The sequence below is a fragment of the Pseudomonas sp. Marseille-Q5115 genome (assembly GCF_916618905.1).
GTDB classification, from domain to species: Bacteria; Pseudomonadota; Gammaproteobacteria; order Pseudomonadales; family Pseudomonadaceae; genus Aquipseudomonas; species Aquipseudomonas japonica_A.
The window spans coordinates 343,465-357,500 of sequence record NZ_CAKAKI010000001.1 but is presented as its reverse complement, the minus strand read 5'-3'; the positions used below and the strand labels follow the sequence as shown (position 1 = coordinate 357,500).

The window sequence follows — 14,036 nt, the reverse complement described above, 5'->3', positions numbered from 1 at the left end:
GGGACGAGCCCTGAAAGATAAACGCCGCGACGACAAAGCCGGCGCGGCGTGATTCAACAGCAAACCAACAGGCTATTCAATACGCCCGTGGCAATGCTTGAACTTCTTGCCCGAGCCACACCAGCACACTTCGTTGCGCCCCAGCTTCTGCTCGTTGCGCAGCGGCGCCAGTGCCGCTTCCACCGTGCCTTGCGCGCCTTCCTCAAGCACTTCGGGCTCGTCCAGGCCCGGGGCCTCGGCGTGGCGGAACTGCATGCGCTGCGCCAGCTCCTCGGCTTCGCGGCGCAGGCGGGCTTCTTCCTCGGCCGGGTCTTCGCGACGAACCTGGACATGCGACAGCACACGGATGGTGTCGCGCTTGATCGAATCGAGCAGCTCCTGGAACAGGGTGAAGGACTCGCGCTTGTATTCCTGCTTGGGGTTCTTCTGCGCATAGCCGCGCAAGTGAATCCCGTGACGCAGGTGGTCCATGGTGGAAAGGTGGTCTTTCCACAGGTCGTCGATCACACGCAGCAGGATCTGCTTCTCGAAGGTACGCAGAGCCTCGGCGCTTGCCTGGGTTTCCTTCTCGTTGTAAGCCGCGAGAATCTCGGCCAACAATCGCTCACGCAGGGTTTCCTCGTAGAGCTTCTCGTCTTCGTCGAGCCACTGCTGGATCGGCAGGCTGACCCCAAAGTCGGCCTGCAGGGCAGCTTCCAGCCCGGCGATATCCCACTGCTCAGGCAGCGACTGCGGCGGGATGTGCTGCGAAACGATGGTGTTCAGCGCGTCTTCGCGGAACTCGGCTATGGTGTCGCCGATGTTCTCGGCGGCCAGCAGGCTGTTGCGCATGTGGTAGATCACTTTGCGCTGCTCGCTGGACACGTCGTCGAATTCCAGCAATTGCTTGCGGATGTCGAAGTTGCGACCCTCGACCTTGCGCTGGGCCTTCTCGATCGCATTGGTGACCATGCGGTGCTCGATGGCCTCGCCGGACTGCATGCCCAGTGCCTTCATGAAGTTCTTCACGCGGTCCGAGGCGAAGATACGCATCAGCGGGTCTTCGAGCGACAGGTAGAAGCGGCTGGAACCGGCGTCCCCCTGGCGACCGGCGCGGCCACGCAACTGGTTGTCGATACGGCGAGACTCGTGGCGCTCCGAGGCGATCACGTGCAGGCCGCCCGCCTCCAGCACTTGCTGGTGGCGCTTCTGCCAGTCGGCCTTGATCTGGGCGATCTGCTCTTCGGTGGGGTTTTCCAGCGCCGCCACTTCCACTTCCCAGTTACCACCCAGCAGGATGTCCGTACCACGGCCAGCCATGTTGGTAGCGATGGTCAGCGCACCGGGCCGGCCGGCCTGGGCAATGATCTCGGCTTCCTTCTCGTGGTACTTGGCGTTCAGTACCTTGTGATCGATGCCTTCCTTCTGCAGCAGGTTGGACATGTGCTCGGAAGTTTCGATGGTGGCGGTACCCACCAGCACCGGGCGGCCTACGGCCATGCATTCCTTGATATCGGTGATGATCGCCGCGTACTTCTCTTCCGCGGTGAGGTACACCAGGTCGTTGAAGTCCTTGCGCGCGAGGGGGCGGTTCGGCGGGATCACCACCACCGGCAGGTTGTAGATCTGCTGGAATTCGAACGCTTCGGTGTCTGCGGTACCGGTCATGCCCGACAGCTTGGTGTACAGGCGGAAGTAGTTCTGGAAGGTGGTGGAGGCCAGGGTCTGGCTCTCTGCCTGGATCTTCAGGCCTTCCTTCGCTTCGATGGCCTGGTGCAGGCCTTCGGACAGGCGACGGCCTGGCATGGTGCGGCCGGTGTGCTCGTCGATCAGCAGGATGCCACCGTCCTGGACAATATATTCCACGTTGCGGTGGAACAGCTTGTGGGCGCGCAGGCCAGCATAGACGTGGGTCAACAGGCCCAGGTTATGGGCGGAGTAAAGGCTTTCGCCTTCAGCCAGCAAGCCGGCCTGGGTGAGCAGTTCTTCGATGAACTGGTGGCCCGCTTCGTTGAGCTCTACCTGGCGGCTCTTCTCGTCGATGCTGAAATGGCCCTGCTGGGTCACCTCGCCTTCCACTTCCTCGATGTGCTGCGTAAGGCGCGGGATCAGGCGGTTGATTTCCATGTACAGGCGCGAGCTGTCCTCGGCCTGGCCGGAAATGATCAGTGGCGTACGGGCTTCGTCGATAAGGATCGAGTCCACTTCGTCGATCACCGCGAAGTTCAGCTCGCGCTGGTACTTCTCTTCGAGGCTGAACGCCATGTTGTCGCGCAGGTAATCGAAGCCGAATTCGTTGTTGGTACCGTAGGTGATGTCAGCGGCGTAAGCGGCGCGCTTGTCTTCCGGCGGCTGGAACGGCGTGACCACGCCGACCGTGAGGCCGAGGAATTCATACAGTGGGCGCATCCAGTTGGCGTCGCGGCGGGCCAGGTAGTCGTTCACGGTGACTACGTGCACGCCCTTGCCCGACAGCGCATTCAGGTACACCGCCAACGTGGCCACCAGGGTTTTACCCTCACCGGTGCGCATTTCCGCGATCTGGCCTTCGTGCAGGGTCATGCCGCCGATCAACTGAACGTCGAAGTGGCGCATGCCCATGATGCGCTTGCCGGCTTCGCGGCACACGGCAAAGGCTTCGGGGAGCAACTGGTCGAGGGTTTCACCTTTGGCGACGCGAGCCTGGAACTCTGCGGTCTTGGCGCGCAGTTGCTCATCCGAGAGCGCGACCATCTTCTCTTCGTGGGCATTGACGATACCGACCGTCTTGAGCATGCGTTTCACTTCACGCTCGTTCTTGCTTCCAAAGAGTTTTTTCAACAAAGGCGCAAACATATCGGCTGGATCTTCCACACTTAGGGATGGAGGGCGGCCCCAAGGAGTCGCCCGTGCAGCCCTCATGGCCGCATGCGAACGAGCATTCTACCCGGAAACGATGGAGAGGAAAGTGGCGACGCCACATGCTGGCACAGCGCTTTTACGGGGCGGGTTTACAATAAGGCCTTTTTTTTCAACTTCAAGCGCCTGAAGCAAACGTCATGGCAAAACCGTGAGGTTTCGTGCTTGTGTCCATCTGTTACCATGCTGGCCCACCGGAGGAAACCCGTTCCATGGCATTCCGTCCTCACCCGGCGCGCCCGCCCGCTGTCCTGCTGCGCGAGGCCCGGCCGCTCAAGGCCTTGCTTAGCCAGGCCCAGCGCCTGGCCACGATCAAGCGCCTGCTCGATACCCAGCTTCAGCCCGCCGCTCGCGAGCACTGCCACGTGGCCGCCTGGCGCGAGGGTAGCTTGCTGCTGGTGGTTACTGATGGGCATTGGGCCACGCGTTTGCGTTACCAGCAGCGGCGCTTGCAGCAAGGCTTACAGGGTTTGCCTGAATTTGCCGGGCTCACCCGAATCCTGTTCAAGGTACAACCCAGCGTTGGTCCAAAACGCGCAACAGGGCCAGGGCTGGACCTCTCCGATAGCGCTGCGGACAACCTGCAGGCCACGGCTGAAGGCATTACCGACCCCAACCTGCGAGCGGCGCTGGAACGGCTGGCCAGCCACCGGCGCAAATAATCGAACCGGCCCCCAATAAAAAAGGCCACCCTAAGGTGGCCTCAAACAACAGAGAGAAAAGGTTCGAGCTTAAACCGCCGCAACCGGGCGCATGTAGGAGATCGGCGCGGTACTCGCGTCTTCGAAGGTCACCACTTCCCATGCGTCCTTCTGTTCGATGAGCTTGCGCAGCAGCCGGTTGTTCAGGGCGTGCCCTGACTTGAAGCCGCGGAACTCACCGATCAGGCTGTTGCCCAGCAGGTACAGATCGCCAATAGCGTCGAGGATCTTGTGCTTGACGAATTCGTCTTCATAACGAAGACCGTCTTCGTTCAGTACGCCTTCCTTGTCGACGACGATGGCGTTCTCCACGCTGCCACCGAGCGCCAGGTTGTGCTTGCGCAGGTATTCGATGTCGCTCATGAAGCCAAACGTGCGGGCCCGGCTCACTTCCTTGACGAAAGAGGTGCTGGAGAAATCCACACTGGCGCTCTGGGTGCGATCCTTGAATACCGGGTGATCGAAATCGATCTCGAAACTCACCTTGAACCCGTCGAAAGGCAGGAAGGTGGCGCGCTTGTCGCCGTCCTCCACAGATACCTCACGAAGGATGCGGATGAATTTCTTCGGCGCGTCCTGTTCTTCCAGGCCAGCCGATTGAATCAGGAATACGAAGGGACCGGCGCTGCCATCCATGATCGGCACTTCCGACGCGGAGAGTTCGACGTAGGCGTTATCGATCCCCAGGCCGGCCATGGCCGAAAGCAAATGCTCCACGGTGTCTACCTTGATGTCCCCCTGGATAAGGGTGGTGGACATGGTGGTTTCACCGACGTTTTCCGCACGCGCGGGAATCTGAACCACTGGGTCCAGATCGGTACGGCAGAACACGATACCGGCATCCACCGGCGCGGGCTTGAGGGTAAGGTAGACCTTTTCCCCGGAATGCAGACCGACACCGGTGGCACGGATGATGTTCTTCAGGGTGCGTTGTTTAATCATGGCAGTGGCCGCTTCAGCGCAAGTTGCGAACTGGTATCAACAAAGGCTGGCGATAATAGCAGACCCGGCCTTTGCTGAACACCAATCACCCTTATACCCCTGATAAATTCCATTAATCGGCCTGACGACGCAGGAATGCCGGGATGTCCAGGTAGTCCAGGTCGTCGTTCGGGTTGAGCTTGGCAGCAGCGGCGGCACCGGCGTGAGCCTGGTTACGCATTACCGTCGGGCGCTCCAGGTCGCGATAGTTGACCGCGGCTTGCTCGTGGCGAACCGGGGCAGGCGCCGGGGTTTGCTGAGCGACTGCGTTTTGCAGGCCGTTGTCGATGACCTTCACAGGCTTCTCGATCTTGGCACCAAGGCCAGTGGCGACCACGGTGACGTGCAACTCGTCGCGCATGTCCGGATCGATCACGGTGCCCACCTTGACCATGGCGTGGTCGGAGGCGAAAGCTTCGATGATGCTACCCACATCGGAGTATTCACCCAGCGACAGGTCCGGGCCAGCGGTGATGTTCACGAGAATGCCGCGAGCACCCTGCAGGTTGACGTCTTCGAGCAGCGGGTTGCGAATGGCTGCCTCGGTAGCTTCACGGGCGCGATTCGGGCCGCTGGCGCAACCAGTACCCATCATCGCCATGCCCATTTCGCTCATCACGGTGCGCACGTCGGCGAAGTCGACGTTGATCATGCCTGGGCGCTTGATGATGTCGGAGATACCGCGAACGGCACCTGCCAGTACGTCGTCCGCCTTGGCAAAGGCAGACAGCAGGCTGGCATCCTTGCCCAGGATGGTGAGCAGTTTTTCGTTCGGGATGGTGATCAGCGAGTCAACGCTGTCAGCCAGCGCGCGGATGCCTTCGTCGGCGATCTGCATGCGCTTGCGGCCTTCGAACGGGAACGGACGAGTCACGACCGCCACGGTCAGAATGCCCATTTCCTTGGCTACTTCGGCAATGATCGGCGCCGCGCCGGTACCGGTACCGCCACCCATACCTGTGGTGATGAACACCATGTTGGTGCCTTGCAGCACTTCGGCGATGCGCTCGCGGTCTTCCATGGCGGCCTGACGGCCGACTTCCGGGTTGGCACCAGCACCCAGGCCTTTGGTCACGCCAGTGCCCAGTTGCAGGATGGTGCGCGCGCCAATGTTTTTCAGCGCCTGGGCGTCGGTGTTCGCACAGATGAACTCGACACCTTCGATGTTGCTTTTAACCATGTGATTGACGGCGTTACCGCCACCGCCACCGACTCCGATCACCTTGATGACCGGGCTTTGCGGGATGTTGTCTACCAGCTCGAACATGTTCCCTCTCCTTCAATTCTCTAGTTTTTTTCGCCTACTGCCGTTATCAGAAATTGCCCTGAACCCACCGCTTGAAGCGTTCAAGTACCGGCGCCTTGGGCTCGTCGCCGTAGCTGCTGTCGCGGCCAGTAAGGCCGGTCAAGGTCACGCCTTCGGATTGCTTCTGCAGGCCGTAGGTCAGCAGACCCACGCCTGTCGAATAGATCGGGTTGCGGATGACGTCTTCCAGCCCCCGAACCGTATGCGGTACGCCGAGGCGCACCGGCATGTGGAAAATTTCTTCAGCCAGCTCTACCGCGCCTTCCATCTTGGCGGTGCCGCCGGTCAACACGATCCCGGCGGGGATCAGGTCTTCGTAACCGCTGCGTCGCAATTCCGCCTGAATCAATGTGAAAAGTTCGTCGTAGCGCGGCTCGACCACCTCGGCCAGCGCCTGACGCGACAGCTCACGTGGTGGGCGATCACCCACACTTGGCACCTTGATCGTTTCGCCAGCACCGGCCAGCTTGGCCAGGCAGCAGGCGTAACGGATCTTGATTTCCTCGGCGTACTGGGTAGGCGTGCGCAGGGCCATGGCGATGTCGTTGGTGACCTGGTCACCTGCAATCGGGATCACCGCGGTATGGCGAATGGCGCCTTCGGTAAAGATGGCGATGTCGGTAGTGCCGCCACCGATGTCCACCAGGCAAACGCCCAGCTCCTTTTCGTCATCCGTGAGCACTGAATAGGCCGACGCCAGTTGCTCGAGGATGATGTCGTCGATTTCCAGGCCACAGCGGCGCACGCACTTCTCGATGTTCTGCGCGGCGTTCACGGCACAGGTCACCACGTGCACCTTGGCTTCCAGGCGAACGCCCGACATACCCAGCGGCTCGCGCACGCCTTCCTGGTTGTCGATCACGTAGTCTTGCGGCAGGGTGTGCAGCACGCGCTGGTCTGCCGGGATCGCGACCGCCTGGGCGGCATCGAGCACCCGCTCCAGATCGGCGGTGCTGACTTCACGGTCGCGGATAGCCACGATACCGTGAGAGTTCAGGCTACGAATGTGATTGCCCGCCACGCCCACGAAGGCGGAGTGAATACGGCAGCCCGCCATGAGCTGGGCTTCCTCTACCGCGCGCTGGATCGACTGCACGGTGGACTCGATGTTCACCACCACGCCTTTCTTCAGCCCGCGGGACGGGTGCGTGCCGATCCCGACGATCTCCAGGGTGCCATCGGCCGCGACTTCGCCTACCAGCGCCACCACCTTGGAGGTGCCGATATCCAGCCCGACGATCATTTTGCCGCTTTGCGCGTTTGCCATGTCCTGCCTCTTGTCAATTCTTCGCCACGGTCGGTACCGCTGGCGCCGCCGCGTTCGGGTCACGCCAGCCCACGGCCAGGCCGTTGGCATAGCGCAGATCGACGCGGGCGATATTCGTGATCTGGTCTTTTAGGGTCTTGTCGTAGATGGCGATGAACCGGCGCAGCTTTTCCACCAGATGATCACGCCCCAGCAGCAAATCGAGCCCTGGCCCGGCGCTTCCTGCGCCGGTGGTCAGGAACCAGCTGCCGCGCTCACGCAATTCAAGCCGTGCTATGGAGAAACCCAGAGGCCGAAGCATCTGGCTGAGCACTTGATACTGCTGCATGACCTGTTGCTGAGCACGCTGCGGGCCAAACAGCTGTGGCAGGTGCTCATAATTGGCCAGCTCGCGCGGTGCGAACGCCTGGCCCTGATTATTCAGCAGTTGGCCCTCGCCCCAGCGGGCAACTGGCAGTTGTTCTTCAAGGCGGATCACCACCTGGTCAGGCCATACGCGGCGTACTTCGGCGTGCGCGATCCAAGGCATCTGCTCCAGTTCGGTGCGCATGCCCGTGAGGTCAATGCTGAAAAAGCGCGCATTGGCGTAGGGTGCGATCCGCTGCTGCACGGCCTGCTGGCTCACGTAGCTGAGGTCGCCCTGCACATTGATCTTCGAGACCGGACGGTCCAGGTAAGGCATGGCGCGCTGCGCGCCTTCGTAAGTACCTGCGGCCAGGGCGAGCAACAGCAACGGCCACAGGAGCCGCTTGAAAAACCCGCCGCTGGCACGCGGCAAGCGCACCGATACCGGCTCTTTGGCCACCATACGGCTGGCACCGCGAGGCGGCGCCTTGCGAGCGGGCATGGGCTGCTGATGACGAAGGGACGCGCCGCGCATGATCAGCCCCTCGCCTGCAATGAGTCGGTGAGGATGGACAGCACCAGCTCCTGGAAGTCCAGCCCGGCAGCGCGTGCCGCCATGGGCACGAGGCTGTGGTCGGTCATGCCGGGGGCGGTATTCACTTCGAGCAGCCAGAACGTACCCTTGGCGTCCTGCATCACGTCCACGCGGCCCCAGCCGCTGATTCCGATGGCCGCGCAGGCGCGCTGGCTCAATTCCATCAGTTCCTCTTCCTTCTCGGGCGACAGCCCACAGGGAATGCGGTACTGAGTGTCATTGGCCAGGTACTTGGCGTCGTAGTCGTAGAACGTGTGCGGGGTGCCGAGCGCGATTGCAGGCAATACCTGATCACGCAGTACGGCCACGGTAAATTCCGGGCCATCGATCCACTGTTCAACCAACACTTGCGAGTCATAGGCGCTGGCGTCTTTCCAGGCACTGACCAGTTCGTTGCTGCTGGTCACCTTCGCCATGCCGATACTTGAACCTTCATGGGCGGGTTTGACGATCAAAGGCAGCCCCAGTTCCGTGACGGCGTTCACACAATCTTCTTCGCTGGCCAGTACGGCATGGCGAGGCGTGGAAATACCCTGGCTTTGCCAAACCTGTTTGGTGCGCAGCTTGTCCATCGCCAAGGCGGAGGCAAGGATGCCGCTGCCGGTGTAAGGGATGTTCAGGCACTCCAGCAGCCCTTGCATGCTGCCGTCTTCGCCGCCGCGGCCATGGAGGATGATGAACGCGCGGTCGATCTTCTCCCGCAGCAGGATCTGCAGGAGGTCGGGACCTACGTCGATGCCGAATGCGTCCACGCCCGCGGCCTGCAATGCACCCAGCACCTGCGTACCGGACTTGAGCGATACCTCCCGCTCGGCACTGGTGCCACCGTACAACACGGCGACGCGCCCGAAGTCACTCGGCGCAACGTTGGACTTCAGGCTTTCATACGCGCGGGCATTCATTGGCTTTTCCCCGGGGTGGCTACTGCACCGGCAAACAGCGGGCTTTTCAATAATTGAGGAGCGATGGCGCCGACGTCACCGGCGCCCTGGCAGAGCAGGATGTCGCCCGGGCGTAGCAGTGGTTTGACCACCGGCGCGATGTCGGTGCCGCGTTCCACATAGATCGGGTCCAGCTGGCCACGCTGGCGGATGCTGCGGCACAGCTGGCGGCTGTCCGCGCCCGGGATCGGCTCTTCGCCCGCCGGGTACACTTCCATCAGCATCAACACGTTGGCATCGGCCAGTACCTGCACGAAATCATCGTAGAGGTCACGGGTGCGGCTATAACGGTGCGGCTGGTAAAGCATGACCAGGCGGCGCTCCGGCCAGCCACCGCGCACGGCCTGTATCACTGCAGACACTTCACGCGGGTGATGGCCGTAATCGTCCACCAGCATCACCGAACCACCGTCTACCGGCAGCTCGCCGTATACCTGGAAGCGACGGCCCACGCCCTGGAAGCACGAGAGCCCACGCACGATGGCGTCGTCGCTGATGCCTTCGTCGGTTGCAATGGCGATGGTGGCCAAGGCGTTCAATACGTTGTGATTGCCCGGCATATTCACCGACACGTCCAGCGGCTCGCGGTCGCGGCGCAATACGGTGAAGTAGGTTTGCATGCCAGCCTGGCGGATGTTGATCGCACGCACGTCAGCGGCATCGTGTACGCCATAGGTGACGACGGGGCGAGCTACCTGCGGAAGAATCTCGCGCACCACGGCGTCGTCCAGGCACACCACGGCCAAACCGTAGAACGGCAGGTTGTGAAGGAACTCGACGAAGGTTTTCTTCAGCTTGTTGAAGTCACCTTCGTAGGTTTCCATGTGATCGGCGTCGATATTGGTGACCACGGCCACCAACGGCTGCAAGTGCAGGAAGCTCGCATCGCTTTCGTCCGCTTCGGCGATGAGGTAGCGGCTGCTGCCCAGCTGGGCATTGGTGCCCGCGGCATTCAAGCGCCCACCGATCACGAAGGTCGGGTCCAGGCCAGCCGCGGCGAATACCGAGGCAAGCAGGCTGGTGGTGGTGGTTTTGCCGTGGGTGCCGGCCACGGCGATGCCATGGCGGTAGCGCATCAACTCGGCGAGCATTTCGGCGCGGCGTACCACGGGAATGCGACGCTCCAGAGCAGTGGCAACTTCCGGGTTGCTGACGTTGACAGCGCTGGACACCACCAGCACGTCGGCACGGGCGGCGTTTTCGGCGCGATGGCCGATGAACACTTCGGCGCCGAAGGCACGAAGGCGCTCGGTCACACCGGAGGCTTTGAGATCCGAGCCGGACACCTGATACCCAAGGTTCAGCAGTACTTCAGCAATACCGCACATGCCCACGCCACCGATACCCACAAAGTGGATACGACGGATGCGGCGCATTTCCGGTTGCGGCATGGCGCGTTGGCTTTCAACCATGAGCCACCTCCAGGCAAGCATCGACGACGCTGCGGGTGGCATCGGGTTTGGCCAAGCGGCGGGCGGTCTCGGCCATGGTCACGAGTTTGTGCGGTTGCATCAAAACCTCTTCAAGGCGCGCGGCCAGTTCGGCGGCGCCGGTTGTTGCTTGCGGCATGACGAAAGCAGCGCCTTCGCGGGCCAGAAATTCGGCATTGCGGCTCTGGTGGTCGTCAATGGCATGAGGCAGCGGCACCAGCAACGAGGGCAGGCCCGCGGCAGCAAGTTCGCTAACGGTCAGTGCGCCGGCGCGGCAGATCACCAGGTCTGCCCAGGCATAAGCCTGCGCCATGTCGGCAATGAACGGGGCGACCTGAGCCTCTACCCCAGCGGCCTTGTAGCGCTCGGCGGTAGGGCCATCGTGTTGCTTGCCAGCCTGGTGGAACACTTCCGGGCGATGGGCCTCGGGCAGGCTGGCCAAGGCCAGGGGTACCAGCTTGTTGAGCGGTTCGGCGCCCAGGCTGCCACCCATCACCAGCAGGCGGGCGCGGCGGCCCGGCAAGGGTTGACGAGGCGTGGCCAGGAACAACTCGCTGCGCACCGGGTTGCCGGTGGTAAGGCATTTGGCGGAGGCGGCGAAGGTCTGTGGGAAAGCTTCGCAGACTCGGGTAGCCAACGGCAGCAGCAGCCGATTGGCGGTACCGGCCACGGCGTTCTGTTCGTGCACCACGATCGGAACGCCGCTCAGGCGCGCAGCCAGGCCGCCGGGGCCCGTTACGTAGCCGCCGAAGCCCACCACACACACCGGCCGCAGGCGCTTGATGATCGACCGTGCCTGCAGCACGGATTTCACCAGCATCAGCGGCGCTTTCAGCAGGGCCAGCCGGCCTTTGCCGCGCAGGCCGCTTGCCTGGATGGTATGCAAGGTGATGCCCGCCGCTGGCACGAGTTCGTTCTCGATGCCGCGTGGCGTGCCCAGCCAGTGCACGGTGTAGCCCCGGGCCTGGAACTCCTTCGCGCAGGCCAACGCGGGGAACACATGCCCCCCGGTGCCCCCTGCCATGATCAGCACGTTACCGGCCATGGTAGGGCTCCTCGGCGAAGTCCTTCTCGGTGAATTCCACCTCTTCGCTGCCCAGGTGCGTGCGGCTCTCCCATTCGATGCGCAGCAGCAGCCCGAGACAGGCGCAGCAGATCACCAGCGAGCTGCCACCGTAGCTGAGGAACGGCAAGGTGAGGCCCTTGGTAGGCAGCAGGCCCACGTTCACACCGATGTTGATCAGGAACTGCCCGATCCACAGGAACGACAGGCCGTAGGCCATGTAGGCGGCGAAGAACTGCTTGGATTTTTCTGCCCACAGGCCGATGTACATGCCCCGGATACACACGAACACGAACAGCGCGACCGTGCACAGCGAGCCCACCACACCCAGCTCTTCAGCCAGCACTGAGAACACGAAGTCGGTATGCGCTTCGGGCAGGTAGAATTGCTTCTGCACGCTGTTGCCCAGCCCAACCCCGAACCACTCGCCGCGGCCGAAGGCGATCAAGGCCTGGGTAAGCTGGTAGCCGGAGCCGAACTGGTCTGCCCAAGGGTCGGTGAAGGTGATAAGCCGCGCCATACGATAAGGCTGCGCCTGCACCAGAACGAACACTGCCGCCACCGCCAGCACCACCATCAGTGCAAAGCGGAACAGCCCTACCCCGCCCAGGAACAGCATCGCGGCCGCCGCACCCATCATCACGACGGTGGCGCCGAAGTCGGGCTCCATCAGCAACAGGCCAGCCATGGGTAGCAGCACGATGAACGGCTTGAAAAAGCCCATCCAGCTTTCGCGCACTTCCTGCTGACGGCGTACCAGGTACCCGGACAGGAAGATCACCACGAACACCTTGGCCAGCTCTGACGGCTGCACGTTGAACGCACCGAAGCCGATCCAGCGCATGGAGCCGTTCACCTCGCGGCCTATCCCGGGCACAATCACCAGGAACAGCAAGCCGAACGCCGCCACGAGCAGCATCCAGCCCATACGCTGCCAGGTGGCGATAGGAATCAGCAGGGTCACGCCGCAGGCACCCAGGCCTAGTACCAGATAGATCAAGTGGCGAATCATGTTGTACAGCGCATTGCCGCTCTGGGCCGCCGCCACTTCGGAGGACGCCGAAGTGATCATCACCAGCCCGAGGCCCAGCAGGGCCAGGCAGCCAGCGAGCATGGGAAAGTCGATGTCGATCCCACGGTTGCTGATGAGCGGCGATGGATAAGGCTTGATCACGTTGAAAATCATGCCAGCGCCTCCACAGCCTGAGCGAACAGGCGCCCGCGCTCTTCATAATTACGGAACATGTCCAGGCTGGCGCACGCCGGCGACAGCAACACCGCATCGCCTGGCTGGGCCAGTTCGGCGCAACGGGCTACAGCCGCATCGAGGTCGCTCACTCGCACTTTCCTTACCTGTTCATCAAGGGCTGTGGCCACGCGCTCGGCGTCCCGCCCAATCAATACCACCGCGCGGCAATGGCGGCTTACCGGAGCACGCAGGGCTGAAAAATCCGCGCCCTTGCCGTCGCCACCGGCCACCAGCACCAGCTTGCCGTCGATATCGCTGCCCAGCCCCTCGATCGCAGCCAGGGCGGCGCCCACGTTGGTGGCTTTGGAGTCGTCGTACCAGGCCACGCCGTTGCGCTCGCGCAGCCATTGGCAGCGGTGGGCAAGGCCTGTGAATGCGCGCAAGGCGTCGAGCATCGGTGCCATGGGCAAGCCAGCTGCATGCCCTAGTGCCAGCGCCGCCAGGGCGTTGGCCTGATTATGGGCGCCGCGCACCTTCAGCTCACTGACCGGCAGCAACAGTTCCTGACCGAACGCCAGGTAGCGTGCTTCACCCTGCTGGCGCAGGCCGAATGCGTTGAAATCAGGAGCATTCAGACCGAATGAACCAACCTTGATATCGTCACGCAGAAGCGGCCGGGTGAGCGCGTCCTGGCGATTGATCACTACCTGCCGGGCACCGCGGAAGATCCGATGCTTGGCCAGATGGTAGGCCGGCATCCCGCTGTAGCGATCCATGTGGTCTTCGCTGAGGTTGAGCACCGTGGCCACCTCGGCGTTGAGCTGATGGGTGGTTTCGAGCTGAAAGCTGGACAGTTCGAGCACGTACAGCTCGACGTCGTCGGCCAGAAGGTCCAGCGCGGGCGTCCCCAGGTTCCCGCCGACCGCCACCCGCTTGCCAGCTGCCTGTGCCATCTCGCCCACCAGTGTGGTGACGGTGCTTTTGGCGTTGGAGCCGGTGATCGCGATGATCGGTGCCTTGGCGTAGCGGGCGAAGAGGTCGATGTCCCCGGACAGCTTCACCCCTTGGGCTGCCGCTTCAGCCAGCGCGGGTGTTGCCACGGCCAGGCCAGGGCTAACGTACAGCTCGCTGGCGCGGCAGAGAAACTGTGCGTCGAGCGCGCCGCAACGCACTTCCACTTCAGGGAAATCGCGCTGCAAGGTCGCCAGCTCCGGAGGATTCGCGCGCGTGTCGGCCACGGCAAAGGCAACGCCCTGCTTCGCCAGGAAGCGAACCAGGGACATGCCGCTCTTGCCGAGGCCGACAACGATGCGGAATTGGTCGGAAGCGATCAGCGACACA

Annotated in this window: 11 protein-coding genes; 1 reads left to right on the top strand and 10 read right to left on the bottom strand. The window is 62.5% G+C overall.

The genetic code is table 11. From position 1 onward, the window contains the following. Positions 1-72: 72 nt before the first annotated feature. A complete protein-coding gene (gene secA, locus LG385_RS01685; RefSeq protein ID WP_225771915.1) occupies positions 73-2,814 on the bottom strand; it encodes a preprotein translocase subunit SecA in 2,742 nt (913 codons plus the stop codon). Positions 2,815-3,089: 275 nt separating this feature from the next. On the opposite strand from secA, the gene LG385_RS01680 reads away from it, so the two are divergent. Continuing rightward, positions 3,090-3,539 (top strand): DUF721 domain-containing protein, encoded by a 450-nt coding sequence (locus LG385_RS01680; protein ID WP_181115348.1) that lies wholly within the window; start codon positions 3,090-3,092, stop codon positions 3,537-3,539. Positions 3,540-3,608: 69 nt separating this feature from the next. On the opposite strand, the gene lpxC is transcribed toward LG385_RS01680, so the two are convergent. The 9 genes from lpxC to murD all read right to left on the bottom strand — a co-directional run bounded on the left by lpxC (position 3,609) and on the right by murD (position 14,035). Further along, on the bottom strand, positions 3,609-4,520 hold the full coding sequence (lpxC, locus tag LG385_RS01675) for a UDP-3-O-acyl-N-acetylglucosamine deacetylase (RefSeq protein ID WP_225771913.1): 912 nt from the start codon (positions 4,518-4,520) through the stop codon (positions 3,609-3,611). Positions 4,521-4,632: 112 nt separating this feature from the next. Then, a complete protein-coding gene (ftsZ, locus tag LG385_RS01670) occupies positions 4,633-5,826 on the bottom strand; it encodes a cell division protein FtsZ (RefSeq protein WP_181115352.1) in 1,194 nt (397 codons plus the stop codon). 46 nt (positions 5,827-5,872) lie between these two features. Continuing rightward, on the bottom strand, positions 5,873-7,132 hold the full coding sequence (gene ftsA, locus LG385_RS01665; RefSeq protein WP_181115354.1) for a cell division protein FtsA: 1,260 nt from the start codon (positions 7,130-7,132) through the stop codon (positions 5,873-5,875). Between the two features lie 13 nt (positions 7,133-7,145). Beyond that, the gene (locus tag LG385_RS01660; protein ID WP_181119458.1) at positions 7,146-8,012 is read right to left on the bottom strand and encodes a cell division protein FtsQ/DivIB; all 867 of its coding nucleotides are present in this window, start codon (positions 8,010-8,012) and stop codon (positions 7,146-7,148) included. 2 nt (positions 8,013-8,014) lie between these two features. After that, positions 8,015-8,974, bottom strand: coding sequence for a D-alanine--D-alanine ligase (locus LG385_RS01655; protein WP_225771911.1), 960 nt, complete (start codon positions 8,972-8,974; stop codon positions 8,015-8,017). Continuing rightward, the gene (gene murC / locus LG385_RS01650; protein ID WP_225771909.1) at positions 8,971-10,425 is read right to left on the bottom strand and encodes a UDP-N-acetylmuramate--L-alanine ligase; all 1,455 of its coding nucleotides are present in this window, start codon (positions 10,423-10,425) and stop codon (positions 8,971-8,973) included. The genes LG385_RS01655 and murC overlap by 4 nt, the downstream gene beginning before the upstream one ends. Next, positions 10,418-11,488, bottom strand: coding sequence for an undecaprenyldiphospho-muramoylpentapeptide beta-N-acetylglucosaminyltransferase (gene murG, locus LG385_RS01645; RefSeq protein WP_225771907.1), 1,071 nt, complete (start codon positions 11,486-11,488; stop codon positions 10,418-10,420). Before murG ends, murC begins: the two co-directional genes overlap by 8 nt. After that, the gene (ftsW, locus tag LG385_RS01640; RefSeq protein ID WP_413247300.1) at positions 11,478-12,692 is read right to left on the bottom strand and encodes a putative lipid II flippase FtsW; all 1,215 of its coding nucleotides are present in this window, start codon (positions 12,690-12,692) and stop codon (positions 11,478-11,480) included. Before ftsW ends, murG begins: the two co-directional genes overlap by 11 nt. After that, positions 12,689-14,035: a UDP-N-acetylmuramoyl-L-alanine--D-glutamate ligase gene (murD, locus tag LG385_RS01635; RefSeq protein WP_225771905.1), complete on the bottom strand. Its 1,347-nt coding sequence runs from the start codon at positions 14,033-14,035 to the stop codon at positions 12,689-12,691. The genes ftsW and murD overlap by 4 nt, the downstream gene beginning before the upstream one ends. Position 14,036 lies beyond the last annotated feature (1 nt).

What these genes read in the sequence shown, in the direction of transcription:
- secA (WP_225771915.1), bottom strand. Translation starts at nt 2,814, where the DNA reads ATGTTTGCGCCTTTGTTGAAAAAACTCTTTGGAAGCAAGAACGAGCGT.
- LG385_RS01680 (WP_181115348.1), top strand. Translation starts at nt 3,090, where the DNA reads ATGGCATTCCGTCCTCACCCGGCGCGCCCGCCCGCTGTCCTGCTGCGC.
- lpxC (WP_225771913.1), bottom strand. Translation starts at nt 4,520, where the DNA reads ATGATTAAACAACGCACCCTGAAGAACATCATCCGTGCCACCGGTGTC.
- ftsZ (WP_181115352.1), bottom strand. Translation starts at nt 5,826, where the DNA reads ATGTTCGAGCTGGTAGACAACATCCCGCAAAGCCCGGTCATCAAGGTG.
- ftsA (WP_181115354.1), bottom strand. Translation starts at nt 7,132, where the DNA reads ATGGCAAACGCGCAAAGCGGCAAAATGATCGTCGGGCTGGATATCGGC.
- LG385_RS01660 (WP_181119458.1), bottom strand. Translation starts at nt 8,012, where the DNA reads ATGCGCGGCGCGTCCCTTCGTCATCAGCAGCCCATGCCCGCTCGCAAG.
- LG385_RS01655 (WP_225771911.1), bottom strand. Translation starts at nt 8,974, where the DNA reads ATGAATGCCCGCGCGTATGAAAGCCTGAAGTCCAACGTTGCGCCGAGT.
- murC (WP_225771909.1), bottom strand. Translation starts at nt 10,425, where the DNA reads ATGGTTGAAAGCCAACGCGCCATGCCGCAACCGGAAATGCGCCGCATC.
- murG (WP_225771907.1), bottom strand. Translation starts at nt 11,488, where the DNA reads ATGGCCGGTAACGTGCTGATCATGGCAGGGGGCACCGGGGGGCATGTG.
- ftsW (WP_413247300.1), bottom strand. Translation starts at nt 12,692, where the DNA reads ATGATTTTCAACGTGATCAAGCCTTATCCATCGCCGCTCATCAGCAAC.